The sequence below is a fragment of the Rhodococcus sp. NPDC059969 genome (genome assembly GCF_042738325.1).
GTDB lineage: Bacteria > Actinomycetota > Actinomycetes > Mycobacteriales > Mycobacteriaceae > Rhodococcus_F.
Window position 1 is genome coordinate 27,699 of record NZ_JBHWUF010000014.1, and the last position, 26,943, is coordinate 54,641.

21 protein-coding genes are annotated in these 26,943 nt (G+C 63.7%); 11 read left to right on the forward strand and 10 right to left on the reverse strand.

All coding sequences use genetic code 11. The features are described 5' to 3' along the window. Positions 1-35 precede the first annotated feature (35 nt). On the forward strand, positions 36-1,382 hold the full coding sequence (locus tag ACFWAD_RS27305) for a DUF5691 domain-containing protein (RefSeq protein ID WP_378549533.1): 1,347 nt from the start codon (positions 36-38) through the stop codon (positions 1,380-1,382). A 59-nt stretch (positions 1,383-1,441) separates the two neighbouring features. Here ACFWAD_RS27305 and ACFWAD_RS27310 read toward each other — a convergent pair whose 3' ends face one another. The 5 genes from ACFWAD_RS27310 to ACFWAD_RS27330 all read right to left on the reverse strand — a co-directional run bounded on the left by ACFWAD_RS27310 (position 1,442) and on the right by ACFWAD_RS27330 (position 7,689). Next, entirely contained in the window at positions 1,442-2,572 is a 1,131-nt protein-coding gene (locus ACFWAD_RS27310) for an acyl-CoA dehydrogenase family protein (protein WP_378549536.1), read from the reverse strand. 8 nt (positions 2,573-2,580) lie between these two features. Then, positions 2,581-3,756, reverse strand: a complete 1,176-nt coding sequence (locus tag ACFWAD_RS27315; protein WP_007736177.1) for an acyl-CoA dehydrogenase family protein — start codon at positions 3,754-3,756, stop codon at positions 2,581-2,583. Positions 3,757-3,862: 106 nt separating this feature from the next. Next, positions 3,863-4,309 carry a hypothetical protein gene (locus tag ACFWAD_RS27320; RefSeq protein WP_007736175.1) on the reverse strand — a complete coding sequence of 149 codons (447 nt, stop codon included), beginning with the start codon at positions 4,307-4,309 and terminating at the stop codon, positions 3,863-3,865. Positions 4,310-4,376: 67 nt separating this feature from the next. Next, a complete protein-coding gene (locus tag ACFWAD_RS27325; protein WP_378549538.1) occupies positions 4,377-6,911 on the reverse strand; it encodes an ABC transporter permease in 2,535 nt (844 codons plus the stop codon). Positions 6,912-6,915: 4 nt separating this feature from the next. Beyond that, positions 6,916-7,689: an ABC transporter ATP-binding protein gene (locus ACFWAD_RS27330; RefSeq protein WP_378539166.1), complete on the reverse strand. Its 774-nt coding sequence runs from the start codon at positions 7,687-7,689 to the stop codon at positions 6,916-6,918. 261 nt (positions 7,690-7,950) lie between these two features. Between ACFWAD_RS27330 and ACFWAD_RS27335 the strand changes: the two genes are divergently transcribed. From ACFWAD_RS27335 to ACFWAD_RS27350, 4 genes are all read left to right on the forward strand, one after another. Further along, entirely contained in the window at positions 7,951-9,513 is a 1,563-nt protein-coding gene (locus ACFWAD_RS27335; protein WP_378549541.1) for a long-chain-fatty-acid--CoA ligase, read from the forward strand. A gap of 22 nt (positions 9,514-9,535) precedes the next feature. Then, entirely contained in the window at positions 9,536-9,946 is a 411-nt protein-coding gene (locus ACFWAD_RS27340; RefSeq protein WP_378549545.1) for a YchJ family protein, read from the forward strand. Positions 9,947-10,002: 56 nt separating this feature from the next. Continuing rightward, complete coding sequence (locus tag ACFWAD_RS27345; RefSeq protein WP_283301357.1) at positions 10,003-10,593, forward strand: hypothetical protein; 591 nt, start codon at positions 10,003-10,005, stop codon at positions 10,591-10,593. Positions 10,594-10,685: 92 nt separating this feature from the next. Beyond that, complete coding sequence (locus ACFWAD_RS27350) at positions 10,686-12,584, forward strand: ABC transporter ATP-binding protein (RefSeq protein WP_378549550.1); 1,899 nt, start codon at positions 10,686-10,688, stop codon at positions 12,582-12,584. A gap of 103 nt (positions 12,585-12,687) precedes the next feature. Here the strand turns inward: ACFWAD_RS27350 and ACFWAD_RS27355 are convergent, their stop codons facing one another. Beyond that, positions 12,688-14,463 carry a DEAD/DEAH box helicase gene (locus ACFWAD_RS27355; RefSeq protein WP_378539170.1) on the reverse strand — a complete coding sequence of 592 codons (1,776 nt, stop codon included), beginning with the start codon at positions 14,461-14,463 and terminating at the stop codon, positions 12,688-12,690. Between the two features lie 102 nt (positions 14,464-14,565). Between ACFWAD_RS27355 and ACFWAD_RS27360 the strand changes: the two genes are divergently transcribed. The 4 genes from ACFWAD_RS27360 to ACFWAD_RS27375 all read left to right on the forward strand — a co-directional run bounded on the left by ACFWAD_RS27360 (position 14,566) and on the right by ACFWAD_RS27375 (position 18,827). Continuing rightward, positions 14,566-15,393, forward strand: a complete 828-nt coding sequence (locus ACFWAD_RS27360; RefSeq protein ID WP_378449083.1) for a carbon-nitrogen hydrolase family protein — start codon at positions 14,566-14,568, stop codon at positions 15,391-15,393. 55 nt (positions 15,394-15,448) lie between these two features. Next, complete coding sequence (locus tag ACFWAD_RS27365) at positions 15,449-16,075, forward strand: phosphoribosyltransferase (protein ID WP_378449082.1); 627 nt, start codon at positions 15,449-15,451, stop codon at positions 16,073-16,075. Positions 16,076-16,201: 126 nt separating this feature from the next. After that, positions 16,202-16,900 carry a hypothetical protein gene (locus tag ACFWAD_RS27370; protein WP_058228429.1) on the forward strand — a complete coding sequence of 233 codons (699 nt, stop codon included), beginning with the start codon at positions 16,202-16,204 and terminating at the stop codon, positions 16,898-16,900. Between the two features lie 139 nt (positions 16,901-17,039). Continuing rightward, positions 17,040-18,827 (forward strand): AMP-dependent synthetase/ligase, encoded by a 1,788-nt coding sequence (locus ACFWAD_RS27375; protein WP_378449081.1) that lies wholly within the window; start codon positions 17,040-17,042, stop codon positions 18,825-18,827. Between the two features lie 55 nt (positions 18,828-18,882). Here the strand turns inward: ACFWAD_RS27375 and ACFWAD_RS27380 are convergent, their stop codons facing one another. The 3 genes from ACFWAD_RS27380 to ACFWAD_RS27390 form a co-directional block, all read right to left on the reverse strand. Then, positions 18,883-19,887, reverse strand: coding sequence for an NAD-dependent epimerase/dehydratase family protein (locus ACFWAD_RS27380; RefSeq protein WP_378549553.1), 1,005 nt, complete (start codon positions 19,885-19,887; stop codon positions 18,883-18,885). An 85-nt stretch (positions 19,888-19,972) separates the two neighbouring features. Next, a complete protein-coding gene (locus tag ACFWAD_RS27385) occupies positions 19,973-21,343 on the reverse strand; it encodes an FAD-binding oxidoreductase (protein ID WP_378549556.1) in 1,371 nt (456 codons plus the stop codon). Beyond that, complete coding sequence (locus tag ACFWAD_RS27390; RefSeq protein WP_378549559.1) at positions 21,340-22,041, reverse strand: FadR/GntR family transcriptional regulator; 702 nt, start codon at positions 22,039-22,041, stop codon at positions 21,340-21,342. The genes ACFWAD_RS27385 and ACFWAD_RS27390 overlap by 4 nt, the downstream gene beginning before the upstream one ends. A gap of 92 nt (positions 22,042-22,133) precedes the next feature. On the opposite strand from ACFWAD_RS27390, the gene ACFWAD_RS27395 reads away from it, so the two are divergent. After that, positions 22,134-22,751 (forward strand): isochorismatase family cysteine hydrolase, encoded by a 618-nt coding sequence (locus tag ACFWAD_RS27395; protein WP_317555172.1) that lies wholly within the window; start codon positions 22,134-22,136, stop codon positions 22,749-22,751. A 5-nt stretch (positions 22,752-22,756) separates the two neighbouring features. Here ACFWAD_RS27395 and ACFWAD_RS27400 read toward each other — a convergent pair whose 3' ends face one another. After that, positions 22,757-23,398, reverse strand: a complete 642-nt coding sequence (locus tag ACFWAD_RS27400) for an alpha/beta hydrolase (protein ID WP_378549563.1) — start codon at positions 23,396-23,398, stop codon at positions 22,757-22,759. Between the two features lie 83 nt (positions 23,399-23,481). Here ACFWAD_RS27400 and ACFWAD_RS27405 point away from each other — a divergent pair, with 83 nt between their 5' ends. Then, positions 23,482-26,925: a TM0106 family RecB-like putative nuclease gene (locus ACFWAD_RS27405; protein ID WP_378549566.1), complete on the forward strand. Its 3,444-nt coding sequence runs from the start codon at positions 23,482-23,484 to the stop codon at positions 26,923-26,925. Positions 26,926-26,943 lie beyond the last annotated feature (18 nt).

Genomic DNA, 26,943 nt, shown 5'->3' on the forward strand with positions numbered 1-26,943 from the left:
CCAAAGTCGACGCACCCCTGCCATACCGTAGGCGGGTGACCTCCCTGCGATCAGACGCGCACGCAGGTCACTCGCGCGCATCGAAGACTGATCCAGCGGTTCAACCGCTGCTTCCCGACCTCGCGATCGAACAACTTCAGTCCTTGTTGCAGGTTCGTTCCTGGACTCTCACGGAATGGTTCGCAATGGCCGACCAACGCGAATTCCTCGCGCCCGCTGCCAGCGTTCCGCTCTTCATGGAAGCCGCGCTGAAGCATCCCGAGCACCGCGAGGCGCTACTACGCCTCGCCGGTCGACGCGGGCAGTATCTGGCGGAGCAGAATCCGGATTGGGCCCAGCTACGACGAATCGGATCACGCCGGGACGAGCTGTGGCTCTCGCCCGATCCGGACGACCGTACGGCCTGGTTCGATTACATACGTACGGTCGACCCGGAACTAGCGAGCGAAGAGCTCGAGATCGCTTGGGACGACGAGGCCACTTCAAGCCGCCTGCATTTTCTCGACCATCTCGACGTCGGGCTGGGTGAACACGACTACGCACTCCTCGAGCGCGCACTCGACGATTCAGCCGTGCGGGTCCGTGAGCGCGCAATTCAACTCCTGCGGCAACTCCCCCGATCTCCGTTTGCCTCTCGCATGGTCACTCGCGCTCAGTCGTGGGTGCGGCTCGAGACGAAGCCGTTGCGACCCCGCCTGGCCGTCCGATTGCCGGGATCGCTCGACGACCTCGCATTTCGAGACGGCATCGAAGACGTCCACTACAAGAACAAAGGCATCCGGCGCTGGTGGTTGCGGCAAGTCGTGACCGCAACTCCCCTGACGCTCTGGGAATCGATGGCCGGTTCACCGCGCGGCGCCCTCACCATCCCCGTCGAGAAGCAGTGGCGCGACGTGATGATCGAATCATGGACTGCGGCAACTGTTCTCCAGAAGAATACAGCCTGGGCGTCGGCATTTCTGGAGCGCAACGGGCGCACGACGGACCGGAGAATCGTCGCCATCGCCGACCCGCGCGAGCGCGTCGAGTACATCGTCGCCGGACACGCGGACGAGTACCTTCTGGGAGTCGACGGCAGCGCGCTACTAGACGGCATCGACCGCCCATGGCCACTGGCCGTCGCCGAAAAACTGTTGAATGCCTTGGAAAACGAAGCGTTGGAGCATGCTGCGACGGGCGAGGACTTGGGCATCCACTCGCGCCACAGTCACTTCTCCACCCTGCGAAGTGTCCAGGCGCGCTTCCCTTTCGACGCGATTCCGCTTCTGCACGACGCGGCGTCCCGAACGGGCGACCCCGGCTGGAAACAAGCGTTCACCGACAGCGCCGTCAATATCGAGCAGCGCCGTCTCCGTTTGGATGTATTGCGTAATCACCACTGAACGGCGAAGGGGCCGCGCCCCGCGAACGGAGTGCGACCCCCTACCTGAGTCGTGAAAGGTCAGACCACGCTGACCATCTCGTGATCAGCGACACCGGCAGCCAACACCCGAAGGTGGTCTTCGGTGTTACCGAGCGTGTGCTCGATGGCGACGAGTCGGCTCACGTAATGACCCACCGGGTATTCGGCGGTCATACCGATACCACCGTGCATCTGGATTGCTTCTTGACCGATGAGCCGAGCCGAGCGCCCGATCTGCAGCTTCACCCGCGAAGCGATCACGGGATCGACGACGCCGTCGGCAAGGGACATCGTCGCGTAGAGACTCATACTGCGCGCCAACTCGAGCGAGACGTACAGGTCGGCAGCGCGGTGCGTCAGCGTCTGGAACTTCGCGAGCGGAACACCGAATTGCTTACGCGTCTTGAGGTATTCGGTGGTCAGTCGCAGCGCCTCTTCCATCGCTCCGACAGCCTCGGCACACAGAGCAGCCTGCTCACGGATCTGCGCTGATTGAATCAGAGCGGAAGCGTCGCCGCCCTCACCGAGCGCTTCGGCCGGAGTGTCCGTGAACTCGATCTGCGCACCGCGCAAACCGTCGTGAGTGGCGTAGGACTTGCGCACCAAACCGGAGGCATCGCTCTTGACGAGGAACAGTCCGACGCCACCGCCGGGGAGCGCAGCGCTCACGACGAGGATGTCCGCCGTCGCGCCGTGCCCGACGGGATTCTTGATCCCGGTCACGGTCCAGCCGCCGTCGACCTGCGCCGCGGCTGTAGCACGTTCGGTTGCCGGCCAACGGATTCCGGGTTCTTGATCGGCGAATGCCAGGAACGTGACGCCCTCGGCAACACCGGGAAGAATCGACGACCGCTGCTCTTGGCTGCCGCCTTCGGAGATCAGTCCGCCCGGCGTCACGACCGCGTCGAGTACCGGCTCGGGAGCCAAGCGTCGACCGATCTCGGTCATGACCGCGCCGATTTCCACCGGGCCGGCGTCCATGCCGCCGTCGTCCTCGGAGAACGTCAGGCCGAGCAAGCCGACCTCGGCCAACTGCTTCCAAACCTGCGGGCTCCACCCGGGATCGGAGTCGATGATCGCATTGCGCTTCTCGGCGTCGTAGCTGCGCGCGAGGAGATCCTTGGTGGTATCGCGGAGAAGTTTTTGCTCGTCGTTGAGTTCGAAGTCCATGCCACGCCTCACAATCCGAGGATCGAGGAAGCGATGATGCTGCGCTGCACTTCGCTCGATCCGCTGTAGATGGATACCTTGCGGTAGTTCAAGTACGTCGGGGCAGTGTGCTGCGCCCAGCTCGCGGAGGCGATGTCGCTGCCCGCGTCGTACGGCAGTGAATCGGGGCCGGCCACGTCCATCAGCAGTTCGACACTCGCCTGCTGCAATTCGGAACCGCGAAGCTTGAGCAGCGACGACGCCGGATTCGGCTGGCCGTCAGCGGAACTGGCGACCACCCGGAGCTGAGTGAGCTCGAGGGCAAGCAATTCGTTTTCGAGTTCGGCGAGGCGGGCAGCGAAGAGCGGATCTTCGAGCAGTGTTCCGTTACCGACCTTGACCTCGGCAGCGCGAGCCTTGGCCTGCGCGAGACGAACCTTCGAGAAACCGACGCGCGTGACACCCGTCCGCTCGTTGCCGAGCAGGAACTTGGCATAACCCCAGCCCTGGTTCTCTTCACCGACCAGGTTCTCCCCCGGGACGCGGACGTCCTCGAAGAACACTTCGTTGACCTCGTAGCCGCCGTCGATCAGCTTGATCGGGCGGACCGTGACGCCAGGCGTCTTCAGGTCGACGAGGATGAACGAGATGCCCGCCTGGCGCTTGGGCGCATCGGGGTTGGTACGCACGAGGCAAAAGATCCAGTCGGCGTACTGTCCCAGCGTCGTCCACGTCTTCTGGCCGTTGATGACCCAGTCGTCTCCGTCGCGGACCGCGCGAGTCTTGAGCGAAGCGAGATCGGAGCCGGCCTCGGGTTCGGAGAATCCCTGGCACCACCAGATATCGAGGTTCGCGGTCGCCGGAAGGAACTTCTCCTTCTGCTCCTGCGAGCCGAAGGCCGCGATGACCGGACCGACCATGTTGGCGTTGAACGCCAACGGTTCGGGGACAGACGCGAGCTGGAGTTCGTCGAGCCAGATGTTGTGCTGGACCGGGGTCCAGTCCTTGCCGCCCCACTCGACCGGCCAGTGCGGCACCGCCAGACCGTGAGCGTTGAGGATCTGCTGCGCCTCGACCATACGGTCGCGCCCCAACTCCTCGCCGTGGGCGTACGCCTCCCTGATGTCCGCGGGGATTTGCGTACGGAAGAACGTCCGCATCTCGTCGCGGAACGCTAGTTCCTCGTCGGTCAATGCCAGGTTCATCGGAATTCCTTCGCACTCGAAACCGGATTCATGTTCGGTTCGACCGTACCCCGACGACACTGGAGGCGGAACAGGTACCGCGAAAGACGGCCCCCGAACTGCGCTCCTACACGGTTTTGAGGACCAACAGGTAACCCCCACCCGCGGCGTCGATGCTCGTTTCGACGTTCAATGCGGGAGCCAGACGCGACAACCGATCGATCAGCCAGTCGGAGGCTTCCTGGGCGTCGTCCTTGCCGGGGCAGCGAGCGACGGCGACGCGGCCACCCTTGCGCTCGAGCTGCTCCACGACTCCGATGATCGGAGCGGGATCGACGACGAACAGCCGATCCGGCCATTCCACAACAGGTTTGACCGCACCTTTCTTGGTGTTGCATGCGCGATGTGCCAAACGTTCGACGCCGCCTTTGGTCTTGCCACCCTTTTTTGCGGTGTTGATGCTGTCGATGCTCGGGCCACGCGGATCGTTGACGGACATGTCGGGGTCGACCGGTTCGTCGCACAGCCAGCAGCGCCAGGATTCACGTTCGCCGACTTCTTGAAGGGTGCTCATGCGGCAACGGTACCGTGCGCACTTTCGGCTGCTTCCGCTACCAAAAGTGCGCACGGGGCCGAAGGCCCTACATGTCCGCAATCGCCTCCAGCGGCTTCGTCTTGGCCGCTCTGTTGGCCGGCCACAGCGCCGCCAAGACGCCGACCACACCGGAGCCGATCAGCATTCCGACTACCTGACCCCACGGGATCGTGATCTTGTCGAGGCCCTGATCCGCGAGAGTGCTCACGAACGCCCAACCGAACGCGATGCCGAGAACAACTCCGACTGCCGCGCCGTACACCGCGATGAGCACCGATTCGAGGTAGATCGTGCGTCGCATCTGTCCTCGCTGCATGCCGACGGCTCGCAGCATTCCGATTTCTCGTCGCCGCTCGACCACCGAGAGTGCCAACGTGTTGATGATGCCGAGGATCGCGATCACGACCGCGAGTGCTAGGAGACCATAGAGGATCGCCAACAACGTGTTGATCTGCTGACCCTGAGTTCCCTTGAACTCCTCACGATCCTGCACCTGGACGACAACGTACTTCTCTGTCGCCGTTTCGAGTTCGGATCGCAGCGTCGTCAGATCCGCCCCCGGCTTCGCCTTCACCAGAACCACGAAGTCCGGCAGGCTCTCCGCCGGCATCAGCTTCCGGTACGCCTCGTCCGAGACGATCCACGAACCGATCAGCTGGTTGTCCTCGAACACTCCCGCGACAACGGTCTGGTATTCGACGCCGCCGGGACCAGTGAGCGTCTGAGTCGAGCCGACAGCCCACCCCTTGTCGTCCGCAGTCGACTTCGAGACGAGCATGTTGTTGCCGGTCAGATCGACCGTGCCCTCGAGGATCTTGTACTCGAGCACGCCTTCGATCGGGCCGTCGAACGAAGCGCCTTGCTCGTCCTCACCGTCGACCTTCGCGCGCACTCCGTGCAAGGACGTCGCGCTCTGCACGTCGGGCACCTGCCGGACGGCGTCGGCCGCACCGCGCGGCACACCGATCGCGTTGGGACCGGTCAGGATGTAGTCGGCCGAGACACCCACGTCCACAAGAGCATTGATGCTCGCCTTGGCCGAAGATCCGAACACTCCGATGACGGTCACCAACATCAGGCCGAGAGTCAGTGCGAATGCCGTTGCGGCCGTGCGACGGGGATTGCGCACCGCGTTGGTACGAGCCAATCGCCCGATGGCACCGAACGGCTTGGCGAACACGGCACCGAGCGCACCGACGATCGGCCGCGACAGCGCCGGAGCACCGAGAAGAACCGCGATGATCAACGAGAACGCGCCGAGTCCGACGATCAGAGCGGCGCCGCCGCCGGTACCGCGAGAGCCGAACACGAGCAGTGCCACACCGATCACGCCGAGGATCGCGCCGATCAGCGTCCGCACCCGCAGTGAGTCGCCAGTGGAGGCGAACTCCTCACGCATGGCCGCTACCGGCGGGATCTTCGACGCACGCCGAGCGGGAGCGTAGGCGCTGAGCGTCGTGACGACGACGCCCACCACCAACGCGACGATGATCGTGCGAGCGCCCACCTGGAGCGGGCCTTCCGGCAGACCGACGTCGAATGTGTTGAGCAGACTGCGCAATCCGTAAGCGAGACCGATACCACCGAGCAGACCGATGATGCTGCCGATGAGCCCGACCACCAACGCCTCGGTGACCACCGAACGACCGACCTGCGCTCGGCTCGCACCGATCGCACGCAGCAGCGCCAGCTCCCGAAGACGCTGCGCCACGATCATCGAGAAGGTGTTGTAGATGATGAACGTGCCGACGAGCAGAGCGATCGCACCGAACGCCAGCAGGAAGTAGTTGATGAAGCTCAGCGCCGAGTCGACCTCGGCCTTGGTCTCCTCGCGAACCTGGTCACCGGTCTGCACCTTGAGATCGGGGAAAACCTGCTCGACGCGTTGCTGCAGTTCCGTCTGCGAGACCCCGTTGCCCGCGACGTCGATGTACTCGACATGCCGGCCGTCGGTGAAAAGTCCACGAGCCTGTTCGTCGGTGAAGAGCGCGCCGATGAATCCACCGGTGTCACTACCGGCCCCTTCGTAGATGCCGGACAACGTCACGTCCACGATTCCGCGGGCCGGTGCCAGAACCTTGGCAGTGTCCCCCACCTTCAGACCGGCTCGCTCGGCGGCGCTGGTGTTCAGCGCGACCTGACCGGTCTGCGTCGGAGGCGCGCCCTCGACGAAGGTGTCGGGTTCGGCAATCGCCTGGCCCGGAGGTAGGTAGGACTGCCCGATACTGGGCGCGCCGCCGGTCTGAACGGCACCACCGTCTGCGTTGATCAGGACGATCTGTCCGCTGACCGCCGGCGCGATCGCCCGGACGCCGTCGACCGCCGCAAGTTTGTCGACGTCCTCCACCGGAACGCCGCTGGTGTTGCGGTCTTCCATCGATACCCGAACGTCGACGCCCTGGGCAGTGTTCTCGAAGATCGAATCGAAAGTCTTCTGGAGGGTGTCGGTGAAAACGAAGGACCCCGCGACAAAAGCCGTGCCGAGCACGACGGACAGAACCGTCAGCGCAAGTCGCACCTTGTGTGCCGCCAAGTTACGCAGGGAAACCTTGCGCATCGGCGAGTTGCTTACCGAAGCCATGTGCTCAAGCCCCGGCTTCCGCGTTCACGACCGCCTGCGGAGCGTCGAGGCGCTTCATACGATCGAGGACCGAATCTGCCGTCGGCTCGCGCAATTCGTCGACGATCTTGCCGTCCGCGAGGAACACGACCCGATCGGCGTACGCCGCTGCCCGCGGATCGTGCGTCACGATCACCACGGTTTGGTTGAACTCGTCGACCGCTGCGCGCAGGATCGAGAGCACCTCCCCGGAGGACTTCGAATCGAGGTTTCCGGTCGGCTCGTCGCCGAAGATGATCTCCGGCTGACCCGCCAGCGCACGCGCGCACGCCACACGCTGCTGCTGACCACCCGACAACTCTCCCGGCCGGTGATCGAGCCGATCCCCGAGCCCCAGCTTGGTCAGGACGCTGTTCAGCCAGGTCTGATCCGCTTTGCGTCCTGCGATGTCGAGGGGCAACGTGATGTTCTCGAGCGCCGTCAGCGTCGGCACCAGGTTGAACGCCTGAAAGACGAATCCGATGCGATCGCGTCGTAGTTGCGTCATCTGTTTGTCGGAGAGCGTCGTGAGTTCCGTGTCGCCGATGAGGACAGAACCCGAACTGGCGGAATCCAGACCGGCGAGGCAATGCATCAGCGTCGACTTGCCGGAACCGGACGGCCCCATGATCGCCGTGAACTCACCGCGGGCAAAATCTGCGGACACCGAACTGAGGGCGTGCACCTGGGTATCTCCGGTGCCGTAGGTCTTGGACAGGCCGACTGCGCGGGCCGCGACATCCTGGGCGTGCGAACTCATGATCGCCTTTCCTGTTCACTTCGGTGCTACTTTGCGGGCGTGACGGGCGCCCGTGAAAACACGGACGCCCGCAATGGTTGGTTCCATCCTGTCGGGTGTGGGGCCCGCCCGCCATCGGGGACCACCCTGATATCCACGGCCGAGCCGATCAGGGTCTGAGAATTCACGGCCCTCCAAGGGCGTGCATTGGCGAGAAACAGCGGTATGAATGGCGGGCGCGCACTAACCTTGTGACACCAATCACACGAGAGAGGCGGCCGAATGTCCGACGCCACCGCTGGAATCATTTTCGATCGGCTAGAGCACTGGGCGACGGTCAAGCCTGATCAAGCAGCGATGACCTTCCAAGGGACCGAGTACACGTGGGCCCAGTGGCGGGACCGCATCCTGCGTATCGCCGCCGCCCTCGCCGAATCAGGCATCGGTGCCGGCGACACTGTCGCTTTCGTCGACAAGAATCATCTGTCCTGTCTCGAAGTCACGTACGCCGCCTCACTGCTCGGGGCCGCGAATGTCATTCCCAACTGGCGACTTTCGGGCGAAGAGCTGGATTACGTTCTCGCGGACTGTGGCGCACGCATCCTGTTCGTCGGCAGCGACCTCCTGCCCCAGATCGTCGCCATGCGCGATCGATTGACGGCCGTCGAGTCGATCTTCGCCGTCGGCGGTGAACACGACGAGTTCGAACCCTGGATCGACGAGGTCACCCCGCTCAGTTCCCGACCCGAGGTGAGCCCCGATGTCACCGCTCTGGTTCTTTACAGTTCCGGAACGACCGGTCGACCCAAAGGTGTCCAACTCACGCATCGAAACCTGTTCGCGCACAGCAACAATGTTCTCGAAATCCTGCCGGCTCACGAGGATCATCGATTCCTGATCGCGATGCCGATGTTCCACGTCGGCGGAACCTGCTACGCCATCATGGCAATTCACACCGGTGGTCGCTGTCACTTCACCAGAGAAGCCGACGGGCCGTCGATCTTCGCCGGTCTCGCCGCCGGTGCGAACATCGCTTTCCTCGTCCCACCGGTCATTGCCGGGGTCCTGGCCGCCGGCGAGCAGGCAGTCGCCGCCTTCAAAGCACTCAAACGCATCACCTACGGCGCCGCCCCCATGCCCCTCCCATTGTTGCGAGCGGCACTCGCAGCCTGGCCGGACACCGAATTCGTCCAGGTCTACGGCATGACCGAAATGGCAGGTGTCGTTACCGCGTTGATGCCGGACGTTCACCGCGACGAGTCGCAGGTCGAGCGCATGGCATCAGCAGGTACAGCGATCCCCGGCGTCGAGATGCGCGTGGTGGACCCCGTCACGCTCGAGGACGTGCCCACCGGTACGACCGGCGAACTGTGGTGGCGATCCGAACAGTGCACACCCGGATATCTGGGTAAGCCCGAGGCGACGGCCGAAACCATCACCGCCGACGGATGGTTGCGCAGCGGCGACATGGGCCGCGCCGACTCCGGCGGCTTCGTGTTCATCGAGGACCGTCTCAAGGACATGATCATCACCGGCGGCGAGAACGTCTACTCCCCCGAGATCGAACGCGTACTGGTGGAGCATCCGGCAATCGCGGAGGTCGCGGTCATCGGCGTTCCCGACGACCGCTGGGGTGAAACCGTCAAGGCCGTCGTGGTTCTCACCGCCGATGCACAGATCGACGAAACCGAACTGATCACCTACACACAAGAACGCCTCGCAAAGTTCAAGTGCCCGACCAGTATCGACGTCGTCGAGATCCTTCCTCGCAATCCCACCGGAAAGATCCTCAAACGCGACCTCCGCAAACCGTACTGGGAGAACCGCGAACACAAGCTGGTCTGAGAACCCGTGCTGTAATGGGGCGGTGACCTCGAGCCGCCCCACCACACCCCGACCGAACGATCCGTGCCCGTGCGGCAGCGGCAACGCGTTGGTCGAGTGCTGCGGCAAGTACATCAGGGGGGCGGCGCATGCTCCGACCGCCGAAACCCTGATGCGTTCGCGCTACACGGCTTTCGCCGTGATGGACGACGAATACCTCACGCGGACTTGGCATCCCGACCATCGGCCGACCGAACTCGATCTCGATCCTGACCAGAAATGGCTCCGGTTGGAGATCCTGGGCACCGAACGAGGTGGCCTGTTCGATTCCGACGGCATCGTTGAATTTCGCGCTCACTACGCATTCGGACGCGAGCGGGGAATGCTCCACGAACGCAGTCGATTTGCACGAGCAGAAGGCAAGTGGCTCTACGTCGACGGCGATATCGGTTAGGTAACTCCGGGCACCGCCGCCGCGGAACCCGATCACGCGAGCCCTACGATCGAGTCATGACAACGAACCGGACGAGATCATTTGCCGCTGTCGCTGCCATCGCAGTGGGCGTGAGCCTGACTGCCTGTTCGCAGGACGCGGAGACCACTCCCACGGCAGCCACCTCGGCCGTCACCTCGACCTCGAGTGCCGCAGCGTCGACCACAGAACCAGTCCCGACGGACAGCTCCGACAAGACATCGGCAGCAGGCACCGAATCCAAGCTCACCGTCGTCGACATCCGCGTGGGCGAGCACGACGGATTCGATCGCGTCGTCTACGAGATGGGCGGCACCGGCACACCCGGATGGCGCGTCAAGTACGTCGACGCGGCCACCCAGGAAGGCAGCGGAAAGCCCGTGGACATCCAGGGCGCCGCAGTGATCCAGGTCCTGATCGACGGTTCCGCTTATCCCTTCGACAGCGGAGTCGAGCAGTACTCCGGCCCCAACCCGGTCCCCGGTGTCGGCGGAGTCGTGACCGAGGTCAACGGGTCCAACGTCTTCGAGGGAGTCACACAATCGTTCATCGGCGTGACCGAGAAGCAGCCGTTCACGGTCACGACGCTCAGCGACCCTCCGCGCGTGGTGGTCGACGTGGCCCGCTGAGGCCGCACTTGACCTGAAGTTTGGTTGAGGTTCTACCTTCGTGTCGTACCGGCCACGTAATCTTCGTGGCCGGCGACCGGAGGGGCGAAGTCATGAGTATGGAAGTCACCGCGTGGAACGCGATGTACAACGCGATGCACGCGCAAGAAGATCGGCGCCCGTTCTCGAAGGCGACACTGAAGCGGATCGCGACGTTCGCAGTCCCGCAGAAACGTAATCTCAGCTGGTACCTCGTACTGAGCGTCGTCACGGCTGCGCTTGCCGTGGCAACACCCGTCCTCGCCGGGCGCGTGGTCAACGCGATAGTCGGCGGCGACGCCGTCGACGTGGTCGTCAAACTTGCCGCCCTGATCGCACTGGTCGCAATTCTCGAGGCCGCGCTGGGCCTGTTGACCCGGTGGCTCTCGGCCAGCATCGGTGAAGATCTGATCCTGCATCTGCGCACCACCGTCTTCGATCACGTCCAGAAGATGCCGATCGCGTTCTTCACCAGAACTCGAACCGGAGCACTCGTCAGCCGTCTCAACAACGACGTCATCGGCGCTCAGCGCGCCTTCAGCGACACATTGTCCGGAGTTGTCAGCAATCTGGTCACGCTGGTGATCACGCTGATCGTCATGCTCGGGATCTCGTGGCAGATCACCGTGCTCGCGTTGGTACTTCTCCCCATCTTCGTGATCCCCGCACGGCGGATGGGCGCGAAACTCGCGGCACTCAATCGTGAAGCTGCCAACCATAATTCGATGATGAGCACCCAGATGACGGAACGGTTCTCCGCTCCCGGCGCGACTCTGGTCAAGCTGTTCGGTCGCCCTTCGCAAGAGTCTGCGGAGTTCGCGGTTCGTGCCAGGCGTGTGCGCAATATCGGAGTCCGGACCGCGATGCTGCAGTCCGTCTTCGTCACAGCACTGACGCTCGTCTCCGCGCTTGCCCTTGCCCTCGTCTACGGACTCGGCGGCTTCTACGCGCTGCGCGGTCAATTGGACGCAGGCGCTGTCGTCGCAATGGCGCTGCTGCTCACGAGGCTGTACTCGCCGTTGACCGCACTGGCCAGCGCCCGGGTGGACGTCATGAGCGCTCTGGTCAGCTTCGAGCGGGTATTCGAGATTCTCGACCTGGCACCACTCATCACCGAGAAGCCCGATGCACGCACGGTGCCGGAGGGCCCGGTATCCGTCGAGTTCAAGAACGTCACTTTTGCCTACCCCTCTGCCGACAAGGTGTCACTCGCTTCGCTGGAGGAGGTCGCGATCCTCGACACCCGCGGCGGCGAGGACGTGTTGCACGACCTCTCGTTCCGCACCGAAGCGGGACAGATGGTCGCCCTGGTCGGCACGTCCGGTGCCGGAAAGTCGACCGTGGCGCAGATGATTCCGCGCCTCTACGACATCGACTCCGGATCGGTCGAGCTGGGCGGCGTCGACGTCCGAGACCTCAGTTCCGATTCCATCCGTGAGACCGTCGGCATGGTCACGCAGGACGGGCACCTGTTCCACGAGAGCCTTCGATCCAACCTGCTCCTCGCGCGACCGAATGCCACCGAAGAAGATCTGCGTGAGGTTCTGGAGCGAGCACGGCTCACCGACCTGGTTGCGTCGCTCCCCGACGGATTGGAGACAGTGGTGGGTGAACGCGGATACCGCCTCTCGGGCGGTGAGCGTCAACGCCTGACCATCGCACGACTGCTCCTGGCCCAGCCTCGCGTCGTCATCCTGGACGAGGCCACCGCGCATCTCGACTCGACGTCGGAAGCCGCGGTTCAAGAAGCCCTCGGCGAAGCACTCGCCGGGCGGACTGCTGTGGTGATCGCACACCGTTTGTCCACAATCCGGGCAGCCGACCTGATCCTTGTCGTCGAGGCAGGCCAAATCATCGAGCGCGGCAACCACGAAGAACTGCTTGCACGCGGTGGTCGCTACGCCGAGTTGTACCGCACGCAGTTCGACACCAACGCCAGGAAGAACGGCGCCCTCGAACCGACGCCGATCTGATACTGCCCGCCCCTGCCACCGCCCCACAAAAAACAGGCGCTGACCTCCTCACGGAGGGCAGCGCCTGTTTCAGCCTTTACATCAAGACGTTGAAGGCTGTGCGTCAGTCGTTGTAGCGATCGCGTCCGCCACCGCGGCGGTCGTCACGTCCACCGCGATCATCGCGGCCACCACGGTCGCCACGCCCACTCGGACGTCCCTGCGGCGGGCCGAAATCAGGCTGCAGCTGGATCAGAACGCCGGAGATGCGTGTGCGACGCAGAGCTTCCAGAGTCTCGTTGGAGAGGTCGGCCGGCAACTCGACAATGCTGTGATCCGGGCGAATGCTGATGTGCCCGAAGTCGCTTCGACGAAGCCCGCCCTCATTGGCGATTGCACCGACGATGGCACCCGGCACGACGCGGTGACGCTTGCCGACTGCGATGCGGTACGCGGCCAATTCCTGACCCTCGGGTCCACGCGAGCGAGGAGCCGGGCCGTCGTCGAAACGGCGAGGGGGACGAGGTTCACGGGGCTCACGCTCACGACGCGGCGGTGCCGGCGGCTCGGGAGCGAGCAGGAATGCCTCACCGTCGCGCGACTGCAGCGCCAAGGCGGCAGCGATGTCGATGAGCGGAACGTCATGTTCCTGGTCGTAGTCCTCGATCATCTTGCGGAACATCGCGAGATTCTCCGATGCCAAGCTCTCGGTGATGGAGTCACCGAACTTGGTCACACGCTGGGCGTTGACGTCGTCGACACTGGGAAGCTGCATCTCCGCAAGCGGCTGACGCGTCGCCTTCTCGATGGACTTGAGCAGATGACGCTCACGCGGAGCGACGAACAGCAACGCGTCACCCTGACGACCGGCGCGGCCGGTACGACCGATGCGGTGAACGTACGACTCCGTGTCATGGGGGATGTCGTAGTTGACGACGTGGGAGATTCGATCCACGTCGAGGCCTCGAGCAGCAACGTCGGTCGCGACGAGGATGTCGAGGGCGCCGTTCTTGAGCTGACCGATGGTCCGCTCACGCTGGGCCTGGACGATGTCGCCGTTGATCGCGGCAGCCGAGTGCCCGCGGGCGCGCAGCTTCTCCGCCAGGTCTTCGGTGGCCTGCTTGGTACGGACGAAGATGATCATCGCCTCGAAAGCCTCGACCTCGAGGACTCGGGTCAGTGCATCGAGCTTGCGCTGATGAGCAACCTGAATGTAGCGCTGCGTGATGTTCGAGGCGGTCGACGTCTTGGACTTGACGGTGATCTCGACCGGATTGTTCAGGTATTGCTTCGAGATCCGGCGAATCGAGCCGGGCATCGTTGCCGAGAACAGGGCAACCTGCTTGTCGCCGGGGGTGTCGCGGAGGATGCGCTCGACGTCCTCCTGGAAACCCATCTTGAGCATCTCGTCGGCCTCGTCGAGAACGAGGTACTTGAGATTGGTCAGGTCCAGGGTGCCCTTTTCGAGATGGTCGATGACACGACCCGGGGTACCGACGACGACGTGTGCACCGCGGCGCAGGCCGGACAGCTGGACGCCGTAGCTCTGGCCACCGTAGATCGGCAGGACGTTGAGTCCGGGGATGTGGGCGGAGTACTTGCCGAATGCCTCGGCAACCTGAAGCGCCAGCTCACGCGTGGGAGCAAGCACCAGCGCCTGGGTCTGCTTGATCGACGTGTCGATCCGCGACAGAACGGGAACTGCGAAGGCTGCGGTCTTGCCGGTACCGGTCTGTGCGAGACCGACGACGTCCTTGCCTTCGAGCAGCGGCGGAATGGTGGCAGCCTGAATGGGCGAGGGCGACTCGTAGCCCACGTCTGACAGTGCCTTCAGTACCCGATCATCGATGTCGAGGTCGGCAAATGTTGGGGGTTCGGGGTCACGCTCAATATCACTCATTTGACCAGCAGTTTAGCGGATAGAGTATAGACACGACGACATACCGGGGGTGCATTTACGACAGATCCACCCTCCCAGCGGGTTTCGCCTAGCGTAGGAAGCATGACCGCAGCCACCACAGCCACCCCCTCCCAGACCGTTGTCGCGATTGCCCAATTCGCTCCGGGGACGGACAAGAAAGCCAACCTCGAATCACTGCGATCACTGGCTTCCGACGCAGCAGCACGGGGCGCGAAAGTTGTCGTGGCGCCGGAGTACTCGATGTTCACCGCACCGAAGACGGACGAGCGACTGATCGAGTCCGCGGAGGACCTGGACGGCGAATTCGGTTCGGCACTGGCGGCGGTCGCCGCGGAGTTCGGAATCTTCCTCGTGGCAGGAATGAACGAGCGAATCGACGACGTGAGCAGAATCTCCAACACCCTCGTCGCGGTGGACCCCAACGGCGAACTGGTGGCGACCTACCGCAAACTGCACCTCTACGACGCCTTCGGCTACCAGGAATCGGCCGTGATCCGCGCGGGTGACATCACCGAACCGCAGACTTTCGGGTGCGACGGCCTGACCTTCGGCCTCCAGACCTGCTACGACCTGCGCTTCCCGGAAGTCACCCGACGCATCGTCGACGTCGGCGCGGACGTCTTGCTCCTGCCCGCCCAGTGGGTGCCCGGGCCGCTCAAGGAAGACCACTGGACCACTCTCGTGCGTGCCCGGGCCATCGAGAACACGATGTACATCGCAGCGGCGGATCAGAGCGCGCGCGGCGGCGCGGGTGCCAGCATGATCGTCGACCCGATGGGCGTCGTGATGTGCTCACTGGGCGAGCAGGTCGGGGTCGCCACCGCGACTGTCACGGCCGCTCGAATCGCCGAAGTACGCGAGAAGAATCCCGCTCTCGCACTGCGGAGGTTCACAGTCTCGTCGCGGTGACGTGCAGCGAGTAGCGTCGAATTGGTCGGGGTTCGAGCTTCTCGAGGACAAAGCAGTGGCCCAATATCGGGATCGATCTTCCGCCGGCAAATTTCTGGCCGGGCGGCTCGAGGCTCTGCGTATGGACAAGCCGGTCGTTCTCGGACTCCCACGCGGCGGAGTACCCGTCGCAGCCGAGGTTGCTGCAGCACTGAATGCACCGCTGGACATCGTGGTGGTGCGCAAGCTCGGCAGTCCGTACAACCCGGAACTCGCGATGGGCGCTATCGGCGAGGGCGGGGTGCGAGTCCTCAACCACGACGTCATCGCAGCGGTTCGCGTCTCGAAAAGAGAACTCGCCGCCGTCGAGCACGACGAACGACTCGAGTTGGAGCGGCGAGCGCGCCTCCTGCGTGAAGGACGGACCCCGGTTTCCCTCCACGGACGCACCGCGGTGATCGTCGACGACGGAATGGCGACGGGAGCGAGTGCCGCAGTTGCCTGCCGGTGTGCGCGCACCGCGGGTGCTGCCTGCGTGATCGTCGCTGTACCCGTCGCCTCCCCCGAAGCCATGAGAGTGATCGCGTGCTCGGCCGATCGCGTCATCTGCCCCTTCGTTCCTGCCCTGTTGGGCGGCGTCGGTGCTGCATTCGAGGACTTTCATCAACTCAGCGACGACGAAGTTCTGACCTTCCTCGCCTGAGCCCTGACTCTTTCTCACCTGAGCGCAGTCCAAGAAAACTATGTGAATTTGTGATGTGTGCAACATTTCGCTCCTCGGTGCCGATAGCCCAAATGGAACAAAAAGAATCAGCTTTCTGGAGGAACCGTGACCATCTCGACCGATACCGTCGACGCCGTCGCAGCTGCGTGCCGTGACCGCCTGGGCGACCCGTCCGCATGGGTTGCGTCAGACGCTTATCGACAGAGCCTCGCCCTGTGCATCATCGAATCCGTTCAGTCCACGTCGGGCCACAGCGAAGTGACCGTCGTCGATCGCTACCTCGCCTACCGGAAAGCCCGCGAAGACAAACCCGTCACGGACGGCGCACGCGAACTCCTCCGCACGTTCGAGGAAGCCGGGAGCTCGGACCAGTGGGCAGGCAAGATCGGCTCGTACAAGCGCCGCTACACGGCGACGGGCGTCCCGATCGAAGCACGTCACATCCAACAGGTCGCCGAGAAACTCCATCACTTGCGGATCAACAGCGTCGAGGACCTGCTGTCCGCTGCTGATTCCGACAACGCTCTCGATGCCGTTCACCACGCCTGGGTCGACGCCTGCGGAGACGGTTCCGAAGTGACCTGGGCGCACCTGTTGATGTTGGCCGGAATCCCCCACACCGATCTGGGCACCGCCGCCGACACCTTCATCAGCGCAACACTCGGCACCACCGAACTGCCGGGAGACACCTCGGAGATCCTTGCAGCTACTGCAGAGCAACTCGGCGTGGATCCGGACCGATTGGACTACGCGATTCGCCGCTGGTTGTCCGTACACGGCCGCACGCTCCAACACGTCGCCTGAGTACCTGTAAACAGCCGGTCACACTAAACTGCAGGTCAGCGCCCGACCAGTTCTACCGAATAGTAACGACAGTGCAAAATGACGACTAATGTGATGCAATGCACATCAGAAATGTCAGTAGTCACTGGAGGGGTCAATAGTGCGCGAGTTCTCAGTTCCACAGTCGTTCTCAATTCCGGAGAACGTTTCAATGGCCGACTCCGTGTTCCGTCATGCCGAAGAAGACCCCACATTCGTGCCGTTCAAGAGGCCGTCGAACGGTGGATGGGTCGACGTCACCGCAGCTGAATTCGCGAAGCAGGTCTCCGCAGTTGCCAAGGGCCTGATCGCGTCAGGTGTCGAGCTCGGCGACCGCGTCGCTATCCTGTCCGCGACTCGCTACGAGTGGGTCGTTCTCGACTACGCCATCTGGACAGCCGGCGGATGCACCGTCGCGATCTACGAGACCTCCTCCCCTGATCAGGCACAGTGGATCCTCGAGGATTCCGCGACGACGCTTCTGGTCGTCGAAACGGCCAAGCACGCGGAGACCCACAAGGAAGTCACCGACGGCGCAGAAGCCCTACGCGAAGTCCTGGTCATCGAGTCGGGTGCGATCGACGAGTTGTCCAGCCGCGGTTCCGCAATCACCGACGAAGAACTGCACACTCGTCGTCACCAGGTCACCGCAGCCTCGCCCGCGACCCTGATCTACACCTCCGGAACCACCGGACGCCCCAAGGGTGTCCAGCTGACGCACTCCAACTTCTACGCCGAGTCCAACGCCTGCCGCCTGGCGATGCCGGAGTCGATGGTCCCCGGCAAGAAAACGCTGATGTTCCTGCCGCTCGCCCACGTGTTCGCGCGAGCGATCTCGTTCGGTGCTTTCGACGCCAAGGTCACCGTCGCCCACACGTCGGATCTGACGACGCTCCTCGAGCAGTTCGCCGGCTTCAAGCCCAACTTCATCCTGTCGGTGCCCCGCGTGTTCGAGAAGGTCTACAACTCGGCTCGCCAGAAAGCCGTCGACGGCGGCAAGGGCAGCATCTTCGACAAGGCTGCGGCCACAGCCATCGAATACAGCGAATCCCTCGAAAAGGGTGGCCCCGGACTGGCACTCAAGCTCAAGCACGCGGTATTCGACAAGCTCGTCTACTCGAAGCTACGCGCAGCACTGGGCGGCGAGTGCGAGCGTGCGGTCTCCGGCGGCGCAGCTCTCGGTGCGCGCCTCGGCCACTACTTCCGCGGCGTCGGCATCCCGATCTACGAGGGCTACGGACTCACCGAGACCAGCGCCGCAATCACCGTCAACACCTCGAGCGCGCAGCGCGTCGGCACCGTCGGCAAGCCGATCAACGGCCACGCCGCCCGGATCGCCGAAGACGGCGAACTCCTCCTGCAGGGCCCGGTCGTATTCGCCGGCTACTGGCACAACGAGAAGGCCACTGCCGAATCCATCGTCGACGGCTGGTTCCACACCGGCGACCTCGGATCGATCGACAACGAGGGTTACGTCTCGATCACCGGCCGCAAGAAGGAAATCATCGTCACCGCCGGCGGTAAGAACGTCGCACCGGCAGGCCTCGAGGATTCCCTGCGTGCGCACGCTCTGATCAGCCAGTGCCTCGTGGTCGGTGACGGTCAGCCGTTCATCGGTGCACTGATCACCCTCGATCCGGAAACACTGCCCGGTTGGGTCGAGCGCAACGGCCTGCCCGCAAACACCGCGATTGCCGATCTGGTGAAGAACGCCGATCTGATCGCCGAGATCGACTCAGCCGTTGCCGACGCCAACAAGAAGGTCTCCAACCCCGAGCAGATCAAGAAGTACACGATCCTAGAGGTCGACTTCACGCAGGAGACCGGCGAATTGACGCCGACGCTCAAGCTCAAGCGCAACATCATTCACGAAGCTCACAAGACCAAGATCAGCGACTTGTACGCCTGATCCTCGTCTTTCAAGCGTCTGGCCCGGTTCGAATGCGAACCGGGCCAGACGCGTTTCAGTCTCCGGCGGAAAGAAGTTCTCTTTCGATCTCCGGAGGCAATCCGTGCACCGCACGATCCTCCCGCTGGGCCGGCAGAGTTTCCTGTTGCATCCACGCCCAGGTATCTCGCACGGTGTCTTCGACCGGACGGCATCGCAGCCCCGCCTGCCCTGCGTGCCCTGCTTGTGCCGCCTTGGCGGTGTCGGCTTCGAGGAAGCCTGCGAACTCACCCTCTTGCGGCACCCAACACGGAAGTTGTGTCCACGGCTGCGCTCCAGCGGCCGCCAGCCTGTCCTCGTCGATCCACACCAATTCAGCGCCCGAACCGGTGGCGTCCACGCACGCCTGAAGGAGCCCGGAGGTTGTGGTGTGCCCGGACGGGCTGATGACGTCGTATGCCCCGCCGATCCCTGCGGCCAGTCCGGACAGGACAAAGGATGCGATGTCACGGACATCGACGTATTGAAGTGGCCTGGTCGGCACCCCGGGAGCAACGACGCGGCCTCCTGCGCCGATGCGCCGCAGCCACCACGGCAATCGCCCGATGTCCTCGTGTGGTCCGAGGATCAGCCCTGCCCTCGCGAGCAGTGCATTCGGGAAGAATTCCAGGACAGCGAGTTCGGCGCCGCGTTTGGCGGACGCGTAATCGCTGCCGTCGTCAGACGTCGCGGAAGCGGCAACCACAGGTGAGCTCTCGTCGACGTGCAAGCCCCACTGGTAGACGGATCCGCTGGAAATGTATGCGTACCGTTGGACGTGACCGCGCAAGACGCGTGCGTTCTCACCGACCACCCGGGGGCTACCCGACCACGTGTCGACGACGAAGTCCCATCGACGGTCACCGAGCACCTCGACCATCGCTCGCTGATCGGTGCGATCAGCGAGTAGGACCTCCGCCGTAGACGGCGGCGCTCCGGTGAGCCCCCGATGGAGCACTGTCACTTCCCAGCCCCGCGCCAGAGCGTCGTCGACGAGGGCGCGGCCGAGGAACCGTGTTCCCCCGAGCATCAACAGCTTCATGACGGCCATCGTCACTCGAAAAGCGTCGTGCGGCAACACGTTCGTCTGGTAGCGCAATTTACGATGAGTACGACAGACGAAACGCTCAGATACCTCGTCCGGGATTGAGAATGTTCTTCGGATCGAATGCGGCCTTCACTGCGAGCATCATCTCGCGTTCGGTCTGGCCGACCATGTCTGCCATGTACGGCGCTTTGAGCACGCCGATACCGTGTTCACCGCTGATCGTTCCGCCCAATGCCAGCGCCCCGGCGACGATGTCGTCGAACGCTCCACGCGCACGATTCTGTGCTCCGACTTCGGCGGCGTCGAACACGATGGTCGGGTGGAGATTTCCGTCCGCGGCGTGACCGAAGGTTCCGATCGTGACACCGTGACGCTCGGCCGTCTCACGAATGCACCCCAGCATCGACGGCAACGCGGGCACGGGCACCGCGACGTCGTCGAGGAGCACCGTGCCCATCGCCTCGAGAGCGGGTAATGCCATCCGTCGAGCCGCGGTGAACTCGTCACCTTCCACCGGATCGTCGGTGTGGAAAACCTCTCTCGCCCCGACGCTTTCGCACGCTGCGGCACAGTCCGCAGCTTCGGCGGCAGCTGACCTACCGTCGCACTGGATGAGCAGCATCGCCCCGGCCGACTCGTCCAGCCCCATCTTCGTCAGGCGGTTGACCGCGCCGATGGTGACGTCGTCCATCAACTCCATCTGACACGGTTCGGCCACTGCCGACACCGCGAGGACCGCATCGATCGCGGACTCCGCGGAATCGAAAAACGCGACGACGGTGGTCGCTGCAGTGGGCGCCGTTCGCAGTCGCATCGTGGCTTCGACGATGACGGCCAACGTGCCCTCAGACCCCACGAGCAGATGTGTCAGGTCCAACCCCGCGACATTTTTGCGCGTCCGCGCACCGGTACGGATCAGACGCCCATCCGCCAGTACCGCCGTCAGGGCCGCGACGTGATCGCCGGTGACACCGTACTTTGCGCAACAGATGCCGCCCGCATTTGTCGCCAGGTTGCCGCCGATACTCGAGATCGCCCGGCTTCCCGGATCCGGTACGTACCAAAGGCCCTGCTGTGCAGCAGCTTCGGCGAGGTCGCCGTTGATCACTCCGGGCTCCACCGTGGCGGTGCGCGCGGCGGCATCGATCTCCAGAATGCGATCCATGCCCGCGACGCTCAGAACGATGCATCCGTCGAGCGCGTTGGCGGCGCCGGCCAACCCGGTTCCCGCCCCTCGCGTCACCACCGGAACGGAGAGTTCGTGGGCCACCGTCATGACGGCGACGACGTCGTCGACCGTCTGCGCCTTGACCAGTGCAGCAGGCTTTCCCGCCGCAGTGAGCAGTGATTGATCCCGGACGTACGCGCCCATTCGGTCGGGGTCGGTTGTGGCCCTGTCCCCCAGCGCTTTCTGCAAGCGTTCGCCCAACAGATCGATACTCGTGGTCATTCGGTTTTTCCTTCGTAGAATCCGCGCACGTGGCGCTCGACCAAATGGGCAGCCTCGTCGGAGGCGCCGCGCTCGATGGCGTCGGCGATACCCTCGTGTTCTTTCAGCAGTGCGCCGAGTGTGGCTTCCGAGTTCTCGCGCGCGTCGAGTTCGCTCAGCAAGTAGCCGGCGATGCTGTCCCGAAGAACCGTCATGACCAACCCGAACGCCTTGTTCCCGCCCGCTCCGGCGAGCGCGACGTGAAAGTCGACGTCCGCGTCGTGGAAGGCGACCGAGTCGTCGGCAAGCGTCGCGACGCGCATCCGCTCGATCGCGTCCCTAGCGTCGCACGGCACCGCACCGACTGTGCGCAGTGCGGCGGATTCGAGCAGCACTCGTAATTCGACAAGATCGCCCAGGGGAACTGCACCCACCTGCAACGCCGTACTGAGGGCGGTGGCGGCGGAATCGGCCGTGTGCTCGTGCGTCACCCGAGGTCTGGCAGTCGACGTAGTGTCCGCGCCGGTCAGCAATCCCTGCGCTTGCAGGACGCGAAGTGCCTCACGGACCGTCGATCGACCCACCGAGAACGTCTGTGCAAGTTCCTGTTCGGTCGGCAATGCCTCACCGACGGGAAGCGAGCCGTCGAGAATGGCAGCGCGGATTCTTCCCGACACGGCAAGGCTGAGCGGCATGCGCGACAACGGAGTCGTATCCATGCCGCGACGCTACCACCCCTTGCCTGCTTGTCTGACAAACTGTTTAATTGAGAAGATTCGTGACCCGGACCACAACAGAGAAGGTGCCGACCATGACCGACAAGCTCGAACTGGACCCCGCAACCACCGCCGTCGTGCTCATCGAGTACCAGAACGACTTCACCACCGAAGGCGGCGTCCTCCACGAGGCCGTCGCACCGGTCATGGAATCGAACGGACTCCTCGCGAACACCGCCGCACTGGTCGATGCGGCCCGCGCGGCGGGTGTCACCGTGATGCACGCACCGATCACCTTCGCCGAGGGGTACAACGAAATCACCTCGCATCCGTACGGAATCCTCAAGGGCGTCGTCGACGGCAAGGCTTTCGTGAAGGGCTCGTGGGGCGCCGCGATCGTCGACGACCTCACCCCGAAGGACGGCGACATCGTCATCGAGGGCAAGCGTGGACTCGACACATTTGCCAGCACCAACCTCGATTTCATTTTGCGCAGCAAAGGAATTCGCACGATCATTCTCGGCGGTTTCCTGACCAACTGCTGCGTAGAATCGACCATGCGCACCGGATACGAGAACGGCTACCGGGTCATCACTCTCACCGATTGTGTGGCAGGCACTTCGGTCGCCGAACACGAGAACGCGATCACTTACGACTATCCGATGTTCTCGCATCCCGTCACGTCGAAAGAGGTGCTTGACGCACTCTCCTGAGAGGCCTATCTGGAATGCGCGAGAAGGAATTCACGGCTGACGTTGGTGACGCTGGCGTGAATCTTCTCGTGCAACAGATCGTGACCGGCGTCCTCGAACTCGCGCATCTCGACGTTGCGCAGCGTCCGGGCCCAGTCTCGGACCGGATCGACCGGCGCGATCCGGTCGTCGGTGCCGTGGACGACCAACACCGGAATCCCGGCTTCGGAGAGTTCCCCCCAACCGTGTTGCTCGACCGCGCTGCGCGGAATGCCGCACAGCACCGCGGAGGCAAAATCGTGATCGCGATGAGCCAACATCGTCAGCGCCGTCACCGCACCCAAGGAATGGCCCATCACCGCCTGCGGGACTTCGGGCAATTCCGCCAGAGCGATGTCAGCGAGCGCGGCTGCGTCGGCAGCAAGATCCGACAGCGGAGCGCCTACCCCCGGGTCCCCCTCCGACAAGCCGTGCCCCGTGTGATCGATCGCCCACACGTCTATCCCCGACGCCGCCATAGCGCCCGCGAAGCGGTGATACTGCCCGCTGTGCTGACCGAGACCGTGCAGAAAGACCAATGACACCGTGGGCACCACACCCCCTGCCGCCGGCCAATGCCGAAAGTGCACCTGACCGGTTCGTCCGTCGAAGAAAGGCATGATCGTCATTCTGCACTCCGCGACCGGTATCCGCGGCGCGTGGGCGATTACTGGTGGGTTGCCTTGTCGGTGAGCGATGGCACAATCGCCCTGTGTTCCTACTCGATGATCAGATCGTCTACAGCGCCAGCGACCTCTCGGCTGCGGCCTCGTGCGAGTTCGCACTGCTGCGGCAACTCGACGCCCGTACCGGTCTGATCGCGGCCGAGGCCGCCGAGGCGGATCCGATGCTCGAGCGAACGTCGAGCCTCGGCGACTCGCACGAGCGCGAACAGCTTCAGAAGTTCATCGATCAACACGGTGACGGCGTCGTCGTCATGCCGCGGCCGGAACACTCACGCGCGGGGTTGACCGCCGCCACCCTGGCCACCGTCGAGGCCGCCCGATCCGGTGCGCCCGTCATCTATCAGGGAACCTTCTTCGACGGCCGATTCCTCGGTTTCTGCGATTTCCTCGTCCGTGAGGGCGACACGTACGCCGTCTACGACAGCAAACTCTCCCGGCATGCCAAGGTGTCGGCGCTCCTCCAACTCGCCGCGTACGCAGACGCTTTGGAGCGCAATGCAATCGCCGCCTCCGATCAGGTTCATCTACTGCTCGGAGACGGCAGCACGTCATCACACGACATCGGAGACATCGCACCGGTGTTCGCGGCGCGCAGAGCAGAACTCGAACGAGTCCTCGACGAGCACCGCGCCGAAGGAAAACCAACCCAGTGGCTCGACGATCGGTACCTACGTTGCGGTCGCTGCGACACCTGCAGCGTCGAAGTCGAAAGCCATCGGGACCTCCTGCTGGTTGCGGGTGTCCGCGGCAATCAGCGCGAACAACTGATCGTCTCGGGGATCACGACAATCGACGAACTCGCCTCGAGCACTGGCGCAGTTGAGGGAATCCGCCGGGAAACCCTCGACAAACTCCGTGCGCAGGCAGCCGTTCAACTACGCCAGGAACAATCCGGCGACGCCGAATTCGAGGTCTACGAGCCCTCGGCGCTCGGCGGTCTACCCGTCCCCGACGACGGCGACATCTTCTTCGACTTCGAGGGCGATCCACTCTGGGCCGAGGACGGATCCACCGACTGGGGGTTGGAGTACCTGTTCGGCGTGGTCGAAGGGCCGGCGGACGACTACGTGTTCAAGCCGTTCTGGGCACACGACCGCGAGGGCGAGCGCCAAGCGCTCCTCGACTTCCTCGACTACGTCACCGCGCGCCGTGAAGCCCACCCCGGCATGCACATCTACCACTACGCCGCGTACGAGAAATCGGCGCTGTTGCGCTTGGCCGCACGTCACGGTGTCGGCGAGCAGACAGTGGACACGCTGCTCAGCGAGAACGTGCTCGTCGACCTGTATCCGATCGTCCGCGCGTGCCTGCGGATCGGACAACGCTCGTACAGCATCAAGAAACTCGAGCCGCTCTACATGGGTGAGCACGGCCGCGACGGTGACGTGACCAACGCCGCCGCCTCGGTCGTCGCTTATGCCGACTACTGCGAATTGCGCGACGGCGGACAAGCCGACCAGGCCAGGGAGCTTCTTCAGGGCATCTCCGACTACAACGAGTACGACTGCGAATCCACTCTCCGCCTGCGTGATTGGCTCGCCGAGCGCGCCGCAGAACATGGTGTCGAACTTCGTGAGCCGACCGGACAGATCAAGATTCCACTCGAAGAACTCACCGAATCGGAAATCGCACTCCGCGACTTCGCCGGCCACAAGGCCGGTTCGACACGAACCCCCGATCAGCAGGCTGCTGCTCTATTGGCCGCAGCAGTCGGTTACCACAATCGCGAACGGAAGCCGTACTGGTGGGCCCACTTCGACCGATTGGTCACACCGATCGAAGACCTCGTGGACATCCGCGACGTCATGGTGGTCGAGCAGTCCGAAATCGAAGCGGACTGGCACAAGAGCACCCCGCGGCAGAAGAAGTTTCGTCGCCACATCCAGTTGACCGGAAGTTTCGGCACCGGAACGTCTTTGAGCCCGGGCAGTGATCTTTTCGCGCTCTACGCAACCCCCTCCCCGGATGCCGTTGCAAGCGAGAACCCCACCCAGCGCGGCACCAGCAGCGTCAAGGTCACCGCCGTCGTCAAGTCCGAAGGGCTCGACGTGGTCACCGTGGAAGAACTGCTCAGCGGTGACGAATACATCGATTCCCCGGTCGCGTTGGCACCTGGTCGTCCGATTCCCACCGGACGTATGGAGAAGTCCATCGCCGCTGCCGCGTCCGGCGCCAGTGAGAGCCTGCCCGAACTGCCACACATCGCGGCAGTCGACATTCTCAGGCGCAGCACCCCGAGAACCCTCTCGGGTTCACCGCTGCCACCTGTCGGCACCGACAACAACTACGCCGACGCCATCACCGCCGCACTTCTCGACCTCGACGATTCCTACGTGGCGGTGCAAGGTCCTCCCGGTACGGGCAAAACCTACACGGGCGCTCGCGTCGTCAAGACACTGATCGAACAACACCATTGGCGAATCGGCGTGGTGGCACAATCACATTCGGTGGTTGAGAACATGCTCGGCGGCATTCTGAAGGCCGGCGTGGACCCCGCACTGGTCGCAAAGAAGGGTAGCCGCAGCAAGACCGCGGAATGGCAGGACATCGCGTCCGAGGAATACGCCGGTTTCATCGCCGAAGCGGAAGGCGTCGGCTGCGTCATCGGCGGCACTGCATGGGACTTCGCGAACACCGATCGTGTTCCCGCCGGCAGTTTGGACTTGCTCGTGGTCGACGAGGCAGGTCAATTCGCGCTGGCCAACACGATTGCCGTCGCGATCTCCGCGCGAAACCTGTTGCTACTGGGCGATCCACAGCAACTGCCGCAGGTCAGCCAAGGCACGCACCCCGAACCTGTCGACGAATCGGCACTCGGTTGGCTCGCCGAGGGACACGGTGCACTGCCACCCGAACTCGGCTACTTCCTCGAGAAAACGTGGCGGATGCACCCTGATCTGTGCGCCCCCGTGTCTGCTCTGTCGTACGAGGGCAAACTCCATTCCCAGGAAACCGTCAGTGCAGCAAGGAAACTCGACGGACTCGCCGCCGGAGTGCACACCGTGTACGTCGATCACCGCGGCAATTCCACATACTCTCCGGAAGAGTCGCAGGAGATCGTTCGCCAGATCCAGGAACTTCTCGGTACACCGTGGACCGACCCCAGCGAGTTCGAGGGAACCAGGCCGCTGGAGCAATCGGACATTCTCGTGGTCGCGGCGTACAACGCCCAGGTGGGCACCGTCGAGCGCGATCTCACCGAGGCCGGTCTCACGGAGGTCGAGGTCGGCACCGTCGACAAGTTCCAAGGACGCGAGGCCGCGGTGGCAATCGTGTCGATGGCTGCCTCCGCCGTCGAGGACGTCCCGCGAGGAATGTCGTTCCTGCTGTCGCGGAACCGCCTCAACGTTGCTGTCTCACGCGGCAAGTGGTGCGCGATCATCGTCCGATCGCACGCATTGACGCAGTACATGCCGAGCACGCCCGCGGGATTGGTGGAACTGGGCGCGTTCATGAGGCTGACGAGCTAGCCGAAGCCTGCCTTACCC

Coding starts and splice junctions, on each gene's coding strand:
- ACFWAD_RS27310 (WP_378549536.1), bottom strand. CDS start 2,572: ATGGACTTCGAACTCAACGACGAGCAAAAACTTCTCCGCGATACCACC.
- ACFWAD_RS27315 (WP_007736177.1), bottom strand. CDS start 3,756: ATGAACCTGGCATTGACCGACGAGGAACTAGCGTTCCGCGACGAGATG.
- ACFWAD_RS27320 (WP_007736175.1), bottom strand. CDS start 4,309: ATGAGCACCCTTCAAGAAGTCGGCGAACGTGAATCCTGGCGCTGCTGG.
- ACFWAD_RS27325 (WP_378549538.1), bottom strand. CDS start 6,911: ATGGCTTCGGTAAGCAACTCGCCGATGCGCAAGGTTTCCCTGCGTAAC.
- ACFWAD_RS27330 (WP_378539166.1), bottom strand. CDS start 7,689: ATGAGTTCGCACGCCCAGGATGTCGCGGCCCGCGCAGTCGGCCTGTCC.
- ACFWAD_RS27335 (WP_378549541.1), top strand. CDS start 7,951: ATGTCCGACGCCACCGCTGGAATCATTTTCGATCGGCTAGAGCACTGG.
- ACFWAD_RS27345 (WP_283301357.1), top strand. CDS start 10,003: ATGACAACGAACCGGACGAGATCATTTGCCGCTGTCGCTGCCATCGCA.
- ACFWAD_RS27350 (WP_378549550.1), top strand. CDS start 10,686: ATGAGTATGGAAGTCACCGCGTGGAACGCGATGTACAACGCGATGCAC.
- ACFWAD_RS27355 (WP_378539170.1), bottom strand. CDS start 14,463: ATGAGTGATATTGAGCGTGACCCCGAACCCCCAACATTTGCCGACCTC.
- ACFWAD_RS27360 (WP_378449083.1), top strand. CDS start 14,566: ATGACCGCAGCCACCACAGCCACCCCCTCCCAGACCGTTGTCGCGATT.
- ACFWAD_RS27380 (WP_378549553.1), bottom strand. CDS start 19,887: ATGAAGCTGTTGATGCTCGGGGGAACACGGTTCCTCGGCCGCGCCCTC.
- ACFWAD_RS27385 (WP_378549556.1), bottom strand. CDS start 21,343: ATGACCACGAGTATCGATCTGTTGGGCGAACGCTTGCAGAAAGCGCTG.
- ACFWAD_RS27390 (WP_378549559.1), bottom strand. CDS start 22,041: ATGGATACGACTCCGTTGTCGCGCATGCCGCTCAGCCTTGCCGTGTCG.
- ACFWAD_RS27395 (WP_317555172.1), top strand. CDS start 22,134: ATGACCGACAAGCTCGAACTGGACCCCGCAACCACCGCCGTCGTGCTC.
- ACFWAD_RS27400 (WP_378549563.1), bottom strand. CDS start 23,398: ATGACGATCATGCCTTTCTTCGACGGACGAACCGGTCAGGTGCACTTT.